General features: G+C 65.1%; 12 protein-coding genes. 10 read left to right on the top strand and 2 right to left on the bottom strand.

Features of this window, described 5'->3' with window-relative positions:
• The 8 genes from DBR23_RS31660 to maiA form a co-directional block, all read left to right on the top strand.
• Positions 1-734, top strand: a 734-nt coding sequence (locus DBR23_RS31660; protein ID WP_304466241.1) for an SRPBCC family protein, incomplete at its 5' end; no start/stop codon positions are given.
• 2 nt (positions 735-736) lie between these two features.
• A complete protein-coding gene (locus DBR23_RS24380) occupies positions 737-1210 on the top strand; it encodes an aromatic-ring-hydroxylating dioxygenase subunit beta (RefSeq protein ID WP_108499844.1) in 474 nt (157 codons plus the stop codon).
• Positions 1211-1219: 9 nt separating this feature from the next.
• Positions 1220-1534, top strand: coding sequence for a non-heme iron oxygenase ferredoxin subunit (locus tag DBR23_RS24375; RefSeq protein WP_056061859.1), 315 nt, complete (start codon positions 1220-1222; stop codon positions 1532-1534).
• 19 nt (positions 1535-1553) lie between these two features.
• On the top strand, positions 1554-2840 hold the full coding sequence (locus tag DBR23_RS24370; protein ID WP_108499840.1) for an NAD(P)/FAD-dependent oxidoreductase: 1287 nt from the start codon (positions 1554-1556) through the stop codon (positions 2838-2840).
• Between the two features lie 89 nt (positions 2841-2929).
• A complete protein-coding gene (locus DBR23_RS24365; RefSeq protein WP_108499839.1) occupies positions 2930-3646 on the top strand; it encodes a fumarylacetoacetate hydrolase family protein in 717 nt (238 codons plus the stop codon).
• 31 nt (positions 3647-3677) lie between these two features.
• Positions 3678-4802: a cupin domain-containing protein gene (locus DBR23_RS24360; protein ID WP_108499838.1), complete on the top strand. Its 1125-nt coding sequence runs from the start codon at positions 3678-3680 to the stop codon at positions 4800-4802.
• Positions 4803-4856: 54 nt separating this feature from the next.
• Positions 4857-5858: a tripartite tricarboxylate transporter substrate binding protein gene (locus DBR23_RS24355; RefSeq protein WP_108499837.1), complete on the top strand. Its 1002-nt coding sequence runs from the start codon at positions 4857-4859 to the stop codon at positions 5856-5858.
• A gap of 26 nt (positions 5859-5884) precedes the next feature.
• Positions 5885-6523, top strand: coding sequence for a maleylacetoacetate isomerase (gene maiA / locus DBR23_RS24350; protein ID WP_108499836.1), 639 nt, complete (start codon positions 5885-5887; stop codon positions 6521-6523).
• A 19-nt stretch (positions 6524-6542) separates the two neighbouring features.
• Here maiA and DBR23_RS24345 read toward each other — a convergent pair whose 3' ends face one another.
• Positions 6543-7529: a 2Fe-2S iron-sulfur cluster-binding protein gene (locus DBR23_RS24345; RefSeq protein WP_108499835.1), complete on the bottom strand. Its 987-nt coding sequence runs from the start codon at positions 7527-7529 to the stop codon at positions 6543-6545.
• A 109-nt stretch (positions 7530-7638) separates the two neighbouring features.
• Between DBR23_RS24345 and DBR23_RS24340 the strand changes: the two genes are divergently transcribed.
• Positions 7639-8568 (top strand): LysR family transcriptional regulator, encoded by a 930-nt coding sequence (locus tag DBR23_RS24340; RefSeq protein ID WP_056061881.1) that lies wholly within the window; start codon positions 7639-7641, stop codon positions 8566-8568.
• Between the two features lie 185 nt (positions 8569-8753).
• Here DBR23_RS24340 and DBR23_RS24335 read toward each other — a convergent pair whose 3' ends face one another.
• Positions 8754-9575, bottom strand: a complete 822-nt coding sequence (locus DBR23_RS24335; RefSeq protein WP_108499834.1) for a pyruvate, water dikinase regulatory protein — start codon at positions 9573-9575, stop codon at positions 8754-8756.
• Between the two features lie 264 nt (positions 9576-9839).
• On the opposite strand from DBR23_RS24335, the gene ppsA reads away from it, so the two are divergent.
• Positions 9840-12224: phosphoenolpyruvate synthase (ppsA, locus tag DBR23_RS24330; protein WP_108499843.1), on the top strand; the 2385-nt coding region annotated here is incomplete at its 3' end.

The raw sequence follows: 12224 nt of genomic DNA, 5'->3' as shown, positions 1-12224 counted from the left end.
TCCTGGGCTACAACCGCCAGCGCATTCCGGGCAACTGGAAGCTGATGCAAGAGAACATCAAAGACCCGTACCACCCCGGCCTGCTGCACACCTGGTTCGTTACCTTTGGGCTCTGGCGCGCCGACAACAAGTCGCAACTGCTGATGGACGCGCAGCACCGCCATGCGGCCATGGTCTCGACCCGTGGTGCGGCGGGCAAGGCGGCGGATGTGACGCAGGTGTCCAGCTTCAAGGCGGGCATGGAGCTGAACGACCCGCGCTTTTTGGATATTGCGCAGGAGGACTGGTGGGCGGGCCCGGCCCCCGCAGCCAGCGGGGAGGGCGCAACGGTGCCCAACGCGGCGGCATCGGTCCCCACGGCGGTGATGATGACCGTGTTTCCTAGCGTGATCTTTCAGCAGCAGGTCAACAGCGTGTCCACGCGCCATATCCAGCCTGATGGCAAAGGCGCTTTTGATTTTGTGTGGACGCACTTTGGCTTTGAGGACGACAGCGAGGAGATGACGCAGCGCCGCCTGCGCCAGGCCAATCTGTTCGGCCCGGCAGGCTTTGTGTCGGCCGACGATGGCGAGGTGATCGAGTGGTCGCAGGAAGGCTTTGAGACCAAGCCCGCGCACCGCACGCTGGCCGAGCTGGGCGGGCGTGAGGTGGGCGACACAGACCACATGGTGACCGAGACGCTGATCCGGGGCATGTACGAATACTGGCGCAAGGTGATGGAGGCGGAGGCATGACCATGGACTTCCAGACCTACTTCGAACTGAACCAGCTCTACGCCCGCTACGCCCGCGCACTTGACGCGGCGGACTGGGAGGCGTGGCCTGAGTTTTTCATCGACCACTGCGTGTACAAGCTGCAGCCGCGGGAGAACCACGAGCGCGGGTTTCCGCTGGCCACGCTGGCGTTTGACAGCAAGGGCATGCTGAAAGACCGCGTCTACGGTATCCGCGAGACGCTGTTCCACGACCCCTATTACCAGCGCCACGTGGTGGGTGCGCCGCTGGTGCACAAGGTGGATGCAGATGGCCGCATCCACTGCGAGGCCAACTACGCGGTGCTGCGCACGCGTCTGTCGAAGGAATCGACGGTGTTCAACGTGGGGCGCACGCTGGATGAGGTGGTGCCCACGCCCGAGGGCCTGAAGTTCGCATCGCGCCTCGTCGTTTACGACAGCGAGATGATCCCCAACTCGCTGATCTACCCCATCTGAGGAGCCGCCATGACGACGAACTGGATTGACGCCGCCGCGCAGGACGATGTGCCGCAGGATGACGTGATCGGCCTGGCTGTGGCAGGGCGCGACATTGCGCTGTATGGCGTGGGCGGCGATGTGTTTGCCACCGACAACATCTGCACCCACGGCCATGCGCGACTGTGCGATGGGTTTCTGGAAGGGCACGAGATCGAATGCCCGCTGCACCAAGGCAAGTTTGATGTGCGATCAGGCCAGCCCACCTGTGCGCCAGTGACCGAGCCGCTGCGCAGCTACCCCGTGAAGATCGAGGGCGGCCGCGTGTGGCTGGCCCTGGACTGAACCTCTCAAGGAGACCCTCATGACTGCCGAACGACCTGAGGTCGAGGCCGCCGCATTGCCGCATGAAGGCGTAAACGCCCACCCGGCCCACACCATCGTGATCGTCGGTGCGGGCCAGGCGGGCGGCTGGGCGGCGCAAACGCTGCGCAGCGAAGGCTTTGCGGGCCGTGTGGTGCTGATCGGTGACGAAGTCCACCCGCCGCACGAACGGCCACCGCTGTCAAAGGCGGTGCTATCGGGCGCAGCCGCGCCGGAGAGCACGCGCCTCATGAAGCCCGAGGCCTTTGACGCCCTGGCGGTGCAATGGCGGCCCGGCGTGCAGGTGCACCGCATTGACCGCGCTGCCAAGCAGGTGCTGTTGTCGGATGGCACAGCGCAGCCCTACGACAAGCTCATCCTGTGCACCGGGGGGCGCGCCCGGCGGCTTGCCGTGCCAGGCGCTGACCAGGTGCCGCTGCACACGCTGCGCACCATTGAAGATGCGCAGGCGCTGGCCCCGGCCCTTCGGCCTGGCCGCAGCGTGGTGGTGGTGGGCGGTGGCTGGATCGGCCTGGAGGTGGCGGCCACCGCACGCCAGCAGGGCGCGGAAGTGGTGGTGGTGGAGACGCAAACCCGCTTGTGTGAACGCACCGTGCCCGCCGAGGTGTCGGCGTATCTGCTGGCGCTGCACCGCGCCCAGGGCGTGCGCGTGCTGCTGGGCGCGGGTGTGCGGGGCTTTGCCCGCTCTGCAGATGGCGCAGATAGCCGCTCGGAGGTCTTGCTGGCCGATGGCAGCGCGCTGGCGTGCGACACCATCGTGCTGGGCGTTGGCCTGGTGCCCAACGACGAGCTGGCGCGCGAGGCGGGCCTCGCTTGCGAAGGTGGCGTGCTGGTCGATGCCCAATGCCGCACGTCCGACCCCCACATCCTGGCCGCAGGCGATGTGGCCGTGGCACCCAACCCCTGGGCGGGCCGCAGCCTGCGGTTGGAGTCGTGGCAGAACGCGCAGGAGCAGGGCATGGCCGCTGCGCGATCCGCCCTGGGCCAGGCAGTGGACTACCAGCCGCTGCCATGGTTCTGGTCCGACCAGTACGGCATGAACCTGCAGATCTACGGCATGCCCACGCCTGCGCACCGCGTGGTGCAGCGCGGCGACCCGGCCAGCGGCAGCTTTGTGTTGTTTTACCTGGCGGGCGATGTGGTGCAGGCCGCCGTAGGGGCCAACGCAGCGCGCGACCTGCGCTTTGCCCGCAGGCTGATCGAGCAGCGCAAGCCGGTGGATGCCGAGCGGCTGGCCGACTTGGGCACGCCGATGGCAAAGCTGTGAACCCACATGGATGCCGAGCAGCACAGAAGCCCGCACCCGCACCCAAGCCCACCAGAACCGAACACGACAACCCGCTAAGGAAACCACCGATGACCGCAACCACGTCAACCACTTACCTCTGGACCCCGCCCCCCGTCTATTCGCTGCCTGTGCGTGGCCGCAGCGAGCGCCTGCCCATCCACCGGCTGTTCTTTGTGGGCCGCAACTACCACGCGCATGCGGTGGAGATGGGGCGCCCGGTGGACAAGTCGGTGGAAGTGCCGTTCTATTTCACCAAGGCACCGTCCACGCTGGTCGAGTCTGGCGCGACCGTGGCCTACCCACCCGGCACGCAGAACTACCACCACGAAATGGAACTGGTGCTGGCCATTGGTGCGCCCGGATTTCGTGTGAGCGAGGCAGATGCGCCCCGCCTTATCTATGGCTATGCCTGCGGCCTGGACATGACGCGCCGCGACCTGCAGCTGGTAGCGCGTGACAAGGGCCGGCCTTGGGACCTGGGCAAGGATGTGGAGCAGTCTTCCGTGGTCTCCGAGATCGTGCTCATGCCGCAGGTGGTGCTGGGCCAGGGCGAGCTGGAGCTGTCGGTCAATGGCACCGCGCGCCAGAAGTCCGACCTGTCCAAGCTGATCTGGAACATCCCCGAGCTGATTGCCGACCTGTCCAAGTTCTACCACCTGCAGCCGGGTGACCTGATCTTTACCGGCACGCCCGAGGGCGTAGGCCCCGTGCTGGCTGGCGACCGCATTGAAGGCCACATTGAAGGCGTGGGCAGCATCGTGCTCCACGTTGGCCCGGCGGAATAAGAAAAAACCACATCCAGGAGGCAACCCCACCATGACCACCGACCTCACACCTTCCCCTGTGCGGCTGCACGCCGTTGCGGGCAAGGGCCAGCCCGATCCGACGCCCGAGCTGGAGCAGCTGTACCGGGGCTTTGAGCAAGAGCTGCTGGTACCGCTCTGGACGCAGATTGGCGACCTGATGCCCCGCCAGCCCCAATCCAAGGCCGTGCCGCACTTGTGGCGCTGGGACCGCTTGAAGGCCCTGGCCGCACAGGCGGGCGCCATCGTGCCTGTGGGCCGTGGCGGGGAGCGCCGTGCGATTGCGCTGGCCAACCCGGCGCTGGGTGGGCGCCCGTTTGCCACGCCCACGCTGTGGGCCGCCATTCAGTACCTGATGCCCGGCGAAGACGCCCCCGAGCACCGGCACACGCAGCACGCGTTTCGTTTTGTAGTGGAAGGCGAGGGCGTGTGGACCGTGGTGAATGGCGATGCCGTGCGCATGTCGCGGGGCGACTTTCTGCCCCAGGCCGGCTGGAACTGGCATGCCCACCACAACGCTGCCACCGAGCCCATGGCCTGGATCGACGGCCTGGACATTCCGTTCTCGTACTACACCGAGAGCCAGTTTTTTGAAGTGGGGCGCGAGAAGCTCCCACCCGCCGAGCGCACCACCGCCGAGCGTTCGTATTCGGAAAGGCTGTGGGGCCACCCGGGCCTGCGCCCGGTATCGATGGTGCAGGCCCAGCCCGCCACGCCCCTGCTGGCCTACCGCTGGGTGGACACCGATCGTGCACTGGCCGACCAGCTCGCGCTGGAAGACGAAGGCCAGGCGGGCACCCTGAGTCCCGGGCATGCTGCAGTGCGCTTTACCAACCCCACCACCGGCGCCGATGTGCTGCCCACGATGCGGACCGAAATGCACCGCGTGCGCGCGGGCGGTGCAACGCGGGTTCAGCGTGAGGTGGGGTCGTCGGTGTTCCAGGTGTTTGACGGCAGCGGCACCGTCACGGTGGGTGAACGCACCTGGCAGGTGGCGCGGGGCGACTTGTTTGTGGTGCCGTCGTGGCAACCGTTCTCGGCCCAGGCATCTGCTGCTGGCGCACTCGACCTGTTTCGCTTCAGCGACGCGCCGATTTTTGAGGCGCTGCACAGCCATCGTGCGCAAGTCACTGTTTGATCCATCACTCACCAAGCCGGATTTGGCTTTCATAAAACCAAGGAGACACCCCCCATGCTGACCGCCATTCGTTCACAGATTTTGAGACCTGCCCTGGCGCTCTGCGCGCTGGCCCTTGTGGCCGCCGCGAGCGTGCCCAACGCCGTGGCGCAGACCTTCCCTGCCAAGCCCATCCGCTCCGTCGCGCCGTATTCGCCCGGCAGCGGCCCCGATGCGGTGATGCGCATCCTCAGCGAGCGCTTGTCGCGCAATTGGGGGCAGCAACTCGTCATTGACAACAAGCCGGGTGCCAACGGTTTCATCGCCATCGGCGATGCCAAGCGCGCTGCGCCAGATGGCTACACGCTGCTGCAGGTGGACAACACGCACATGGCCCTGCAGCCGCATGTGTTCAAGCAACTGCCCTATGACCCGATCAAAGATTTCGAGCCCGTGGCGCCGGTGTATTTCACCAACTTTTTTGTGGTGGTGGCGGCCAACTCGCCCTGGAAGGATGTGGGCGATCTGATCAAGGCGGCCAAGGCGGCGCCGGGCGACATCACCTACGGCTCCTGGGGTATCGGCAGCGTGGCCCATGTGGGCGCGGCGAGTCTGGAGGCAGCGACGGGCACGAAGATGATGCATGTGCCGTACAAGGACATGGGCAGCGTCTACACCTCTGTGGCCACGGGCGACATCAAGTGGGCGTTTGGCACGGCAGCGACGGCCGGACCGATGTTCCAGGCCAAAAAGGTGAAGTTTCTGGCCCTGGCTGCGCCCCAGCGTCTGGCGGGCTTCACCGACATTCCGACCATGGGCGAAGCGGGCGGCCCGGCCGGGTTTGAAGTGAAGACCTGGGTGGGCCTGTTTGCGCCCGCAGGCACGCCCAAGGTGGCCATCGAGAAGATCAATGCCGACGTGGGCAAGGTGCTGGCCACCTCTGAGGTCAAGGAGCGCCTGGCGACCTTCGGTTTCGAGCCCTACATCGGCCCGCCCGCCGAACTCACCAAGGCCATCGAACGCGATTCGCGCACGTTTGGTGAAGTCGTCAAGCGTGCCAAGATTGCCTTGGACTGACACAGGGACTGACACAGAGACTGACCATGAAGCTCTATTCCTTCTTCCGCAGCGGAACCTCCCACCGCTTGCGCATTGCGCTCAACCTCAAGGGGCTGGCCTACGAGCAGATTGCGGTCGATTTGCGGCGCGAAGAGCATCTGGGCGATGCCTTCAAGGCCATCAACCCGCAGCAGTTGGTGCCCGTGCTGGAGGCCGACGAGCGCCTGATGATCCAGTCGCCCGCCATCATCGAGTGGCTCGAGGAGCGCTATCCCACCCCACCGCTGCTGCCCGGCGATGCAGGCGATCGCGCCCAGGTGCGCGCCTTGGCCGCCATCGTGGGCTGCGACATCCACCCCATCAACAACCGCCGCATTCTGGAGGCGCTGCGCCATCGCTTTGGTGCCGACGAGGTTGCCGTGAACGACTGGTGCGGCACCTGGATCAGCGCGGGCTTTGATGCCATTGAGGCGCTGCTGTCGAAGGACCCGCATCGCGGTGATTTCTGCTTTGGCAGCACCCCCACGCTGGCCGATGTGTACCTGGTTCCGCAGGTGGAGAGCGCGCGCCGCTTCAAGGTGGACTTGTCGCGCTGGCCGCTGGTGCAGGCGGTGGACGCGGCCTGCGCGCAGCTGGAAGCGTTTCGCAAGGCGGCGCCCAGTGCGCAGCCAGATGCGGGCTGAGCCTGAAGGCTCTTACCCCTCAGTCGCCCTGCATGTAGAAAGCCTCGGCATGGAGGTGCGCCGCCTCCAGGCCTTTACCCAGCGCCAGCAGTGTGGTGGTCTCCACCATCGGCGGCGATCCGCACAGATACGCCTGCCAGCCACGCAGGCTGGCGTGGTCCTGCTCGATGGCCTGGGTCACCAGCCCGCGCCGCTGCGTGGCAGGGTCGGCGCCCGAGGCCACCACCACATGCACCTGCAGGGCAGGGTGCACGCTGCGCAAATGGTCCAGCCACGCCAGGCCATACAGCTCGCGCGTCGAGCGTAGGCCGAAGTACAGGTGAATGGGGTTGCGCATTCCGGCGGCCACTGCGCCGCGCACCACCGACAGCACCGACGCCAGCCCGGTGCCCCCAGCCACGCACAGCATGGGCCCCGTGTGCTGCTGGCGCAAATACGCTGCGCCCAGCGGCCCACTGACCTTGACCTTGTCCCCCACCTTGAGCTGCCCGGCGATGTAGCCGCTGACCCGGCCCTGGGGCATGAGTTGCACATGAAACTCCAGCAGCGGTTCGCCCGGCAGGTTTGCCATGGAGTAGGGGCGCACGTGCGTCGGCGTGAACCCCAACTGCATGTACTGGCCCGGTGAAAACGCAATGGGTTTTGCCACCTTGAGCAGCAGGCGCCGGATGTCTGCCGCCAGCGGCTCGATGGCCACCACGGTGGCCTTGGCCACGCGGGCACGGTGCACCACGGCTTCGCCGGGGGCGGGCACTTCGATGGTGCAGGGCTCGGTCACATAGGTCTGGCAGGCTAGCACGGCACCGTCCACGCCGTCCAGCGGGCGCTGCTGCTCGCGCCCGCCATCGAGCACCTCACCCGACAGCACCCGGCAGCGGCAGATGCCGCAGCGGCCCGACAGGCATGAATACGACATCGGAACCTGCGCCGCGCGCAGGGCGTCGAGCAGGTTCACGCCGGGCTCGGCGCGGATCACGCGGTTAAGCGGCTGAACGAGGATGTCCATGGCGGGCTGCGTTCAAGTTCATGCGGGCGATTGTGCCCAGAATTGCGCCTACAAATCACTGGCTGCAATACCATCGCCACTTCATATCACCCGAGCTGATGGAGTGGCGATGGAGCTATCGGATATCGACCTGAACCTGCTGGTGCTGTTTCAGCAACTCATGGTCGAACGGCGCGTGTCGAAAGTGGCCGACAACCTGGGACTGACGCAGCCTGCTGTGAGCAACGCGCTGGCCAAGCTGCGGCGCATTTTTGGCGACGAGCTTTTCTTGCGCACCTCGGGCGGCATGGTGCCCACGCCTTTTGCCGAACAACTGGGCGAGTCCGTGGGCTATGCGCTGGGCATGATCCACAGCGGGCTGAACCAGCGCACACAGTTCACGCCCGCAACGCTCAAGCGCACCATCACCATCGGCATGACGGACATTGGCGAGATCGTCTTCCTGCCCGCGCTGCTGGAGCGCCTGGGGCGGGAGGCGCCGGGCGTCACGCTGAACACCGTGCGCAACAACGCTGCCCATCTGCGCGAAGACATGGAGGCTGGCAAGGTGGACCTGGCCATTGGCCTGCTGCCGCAGCTGAAAGCGGGGTTTTTCCAGCGGCGCTTGTTCCGCCAGCGTTATGTGTGTCTGTTCCGAAAGGGCCACGCGCTGGACCGGCCCAAGCTGCTGCTGTCGGACTACAAGGCGGCAGAGCACCTGGTGATCGTGTCTGCAGGGACGGGGCACGGCAAGGTGGACGAGCTGATCCAGAAGGCCGGCATCGACCGCCTGGTGCGGCTGAGCGTGCCGCACTTTGTGAGCGTGGGCCACATCCTCCAAAGCACGGCGCTGGTGGCGACGGTGCCCGAGCGGCTGGCGCTCAAGCTGGTCGAACCTTTTGGCCTGGTACTGCGCACGCACCCCGTCAAACTGCCTGACGCGCCCATCAGCGTGTTCTGGCACGCCAAGGTGCACCGCGAACCCGTCAATCAGTGGCTGCGCGGGATGGTGTTTGAGCTGTTTGGGGGCGACGGTACCGTTGGCGGTGGGTTACCGTGATCTGTGGGGCGAGCCAGCGGCGCACGCCAGGTTGCGCCGTTCGTTCTCTTAGAGGTTGCTATGTTATCTGTAGCTTGCTTTTCTTGTAAGTAAGGCGGTAGGCCCGGTTTTTATTCAACATTCTGATCGCCCCTCCGAGGGGTTGGTGGTTGTCGGTTGGTGGCAGCGTTGTCACCCAACGCTGTTCAATACACCAGCCGCTCCGGCCTCACCTCCTGCAGGATGGTCGTCGCAATCTCTTCAATCGATTTGGTGGTGGTGGACAGCCACCGGATGCCCGCGCGGCGCATCATGGCCTCGGCCTCGGCCACCTCGGCGCGGCAGTTTTCGATGCTGGCGTATTTGGAGTTGGGGCGACGCTCGGCGCGGATCTCGGCCAGGCGGTCGGGGCTGATGGTCAGGCCAAAGATCTTGCTGCGAAACGGCACCAGGGCCGGGGGCAGCTGGCGGCGCTCGAAATCCTCGGGGATCAGGGGGTAGTTGGCGGCTTTCAGGCCACATTGCATGGCCAGGTACAGGCTGGTGGGCGTTTTGCCGCTGCGGCTCACGCCCACCAGGATCACGTCGGCACCTGCCAGGTCGCGGTTGCTCTGGCCGTCGTCATGAGCCAAGCTGAAGTTGATGGCTTCAATACGGTCCGTGTATTCCTTGCTGCGGCTCACGTCGCTGAAGCGCCCCACGCGGTGGTGCGACTTGATGCCCAGCTCTTCCTCCAGCGGGTGCACAAAGGTGCCGAACATGTCCAGCAGCATGCCCTTGCAGCCATCCTGGATGACCTTGAGAACATCCATGTTGACCAGCGTGGTGAAAACGATGGGCTTCTTGCCCTCGACCTCTGCAGTGTGGTTGATCTGCCGCACCGCCTGGTGCGCCTTGTCCACGGTGTCAATGAAGGGCAGGCGCACATGGCGCGGCTTCATCTCGAATTGGGCCAGGATGGCATTGCCGAAGGTTTCGGCGGTGATGCCGGTGCCGTCAGAGACAAAAAATACGGTGCGCGAGTGCATGGATCCCCTTTTTTTGGATGCGGCTTGCGCCAGCCGGGTGGACACCACAAAGAAGTGGCAATTCCCCGATTTGCGTCAGTCGCGTGAAAGCGTCAGCCCGTTGCCAGATGCGCGGGCCTACAATTGTCACAATTATCCAATTCTCACCATGCACACCGTCGGCCTACAACCACAACGACAAAGCTGCAGCCTGTGCATGGCCGCTCGCCCATCGCTCTCAGGGGGCAGGCGCGCAGACCCGGTTTCAACTTCTGGAGCTTTCCCATGTCTGCACTTTTCAGCCCGACCGCCTTGGTCGTACCGTTTGAAAACCTGAGAATGACCGATGTCGAGGCCGTTGGCGGTAAAAACGCCAGCCTCGGCGAGATGATCTCCCAGCTGCCGCAGGGCGTGCGCGTGCCCACGGGCTTTGCCACCACCGCCCACGCGTTTCGCGAGTTCCTGGCCTACGACGGGCTGGCTGACCGCATCAGCGCCAAGCTCAAAAGCCTGGATACCGAGGACGTGCGCGCCCTCGCACAGGTCGGTGCCGAGATTCGCGCCATGGTTGAGGCCCAGCCCTTCCCGGCCGACCTGCAAAAGGCCATTGCCGACGAATTTGCCAAGCTGAGTGCTGGCAACCCTGCTGCCTCGTTTGCCGTGCGCTCGTCCGCCACGGCCGAGGACTTGCCCGACGCATCGTTTGCCGGCCAGCAGGAAACCTTCCTGAACGTGGTGGGCATCGACGAAGTCATGCACAAGATGAAGGAAGTGTTTGCGTCGCTGTACAACGACCGCGCCATTTCCTACCGTGTGCACAAGGGCTTCGAGCACGATGTGGTGGCACTGTCGGCCGGTGTGCAGCGCATGGTGCGCTCCGACCTGGGCGCCGCCGGCGTGATGTTCACCATCGATACCGAATCCGGCTTTGAGGACGTGGTCTTCATCACCAGCAGCTACGGCCTGGGCGAAACCGTGGTCCAGGGCGCCGTGAACCCCGACGAGTTCTACGTGCACAAGCCCATGCTCCAGGCAGGCAAGAAGGCGCTGATCCGCCGCAACCTGGGCAGCAAGCTGATCCAGATGGTGTTCTCCACGCCTGAGGAAAAGGCCGCCAGCGGCAAGCTGGTCAAGACCATTGATGTGCCCACCGAGCAGCGCAACCGCTACTCGCTGACCGACGCCGACGTGGAGCAACTGGCCCGCTACGCGCTGGTGATCGAGCAGCACTACGGCCGGCCCATGGACATCGAGTGGGGCAAGGACGGCACCGACGGCCAGCTCTACATCCTGCAGGCACGGCCTGAAACCGTGAAGAGCCAGGCCAAGGGCCAGGCCGAGCTGCGCTACAAGCTCAAGGGCCAGGGCACCGTGCTGGCCGAGGGCCGCGCCATCGGCCAGAAGATTGGCACCGGCCCCGTGCGCCTGGTGCACAACATTTCCGAGATGGACAAGGTCCAGCCGGGCGATGTGCTGGTCACCGACATGACGGACCCCAACTGGGAGCCTGTGATGAAGCGCGCCAGCGCCATCGTCACCAACCGGGGTGGCCGCACGTGCCACGCCGCCATCATTGCGCGCGAGCTGGGCATCCCAGCCGTCGTGGGCTGTGGCGACGCGACCGAGCGTCTGAAGGATGGCACGCTGGTCACGGTGAGCTGCTCCGAGGGCGACACGGGCAAGATCTACGACGGCCTGCTCGAAACCGAAGTCACCGAAGTGCAGCGCGGCGCGATGCCTCCCATCAAGACCAAGATCATGATGAACGTGGGCAACCCCCAGCTGGCGTTTGATTTTGCCCAGCTGCCCAACGAAGGCGTTGGCCTGGCGCGGCTCGAGTTCATCATCAACAACAACATTGGTGTGCACCCCAAGGCGATCCTGGACTATCCCCAGATCGATGCCGACCTGAAGAAGGCCGTGGAATCCGTGGCCCGTGGCCATGCGTCGCCCCGCGCGTTCTACGTGGACAAGGTCGCTGAAGGCGTGGCCACCATTGCCGCCGCCTTCTGGCCCAAGCCCGTCATCGTGCGCTTGTCTGACTTCAAGTCCAACGAGTACCGCAAGCTGATCGGCGGCAGCCGCTACGAGCCCGAGGAAGAAAACCCGATGCTCGGCTTCCGTGGTGCCGCCCGCTACATCAGCGAAGACTTCGGCGAAGCCTTTGCCATGGAATGTGAAGCCTTGAAGCGCGTGCGCAACGACATGGGCCTGACCAACGTGCAGGTGATGGTGCCCTTTGTGCGCACGCTGGGCCAGGCCGAACGCGTGACCAAGCTGCTGGCCAGCCATGGACTGCAGCGTGGCAAGGACGACCTCAAGGTCATCATGATGTGCGAAGTGCCCAGCAATGCCATCCTGGCAGAGCGTTTCCTGGAGTTCTTCGACGGCTTCTCCATCGGCTCCAACGACCTGACCCAGCTCACGCTGGGCCTGGACCGTGACTCGGGCCTGGAGCTGCTGGCGCAGGACTTTGACGAACGCGACCCGGCTGTCGAGGCACTGATCCACCAGGCCATCAAGGCCTGCCTGGCCCAGGGCAAGTACATCGGTATCTGCGGCCAGGGCCCCAGCGACCACCCTGACTTTGCGCAGTGGCTGGCCAAGGAAGGCATCTCGTCGATTTCGCTCAACCCCGACAGCGTGATTGCCACCTGGCAGCAACTGGCA

The sequence above is a fragment of the Acidovorax sp. HMWF018 genome, from assembly GCF_003061035.1.
GTDB classification, from domain to species: domain Bacteria; phylum Pseudomonadota; class Gammaproteobacteria; order Burkholderiales; family Burkholderiaceae_C; genus Acidovorax; species Acidovorax delafieldii.
This window is presented reverse-complemented; position numbering and strand designations above follow the sequence as displayed.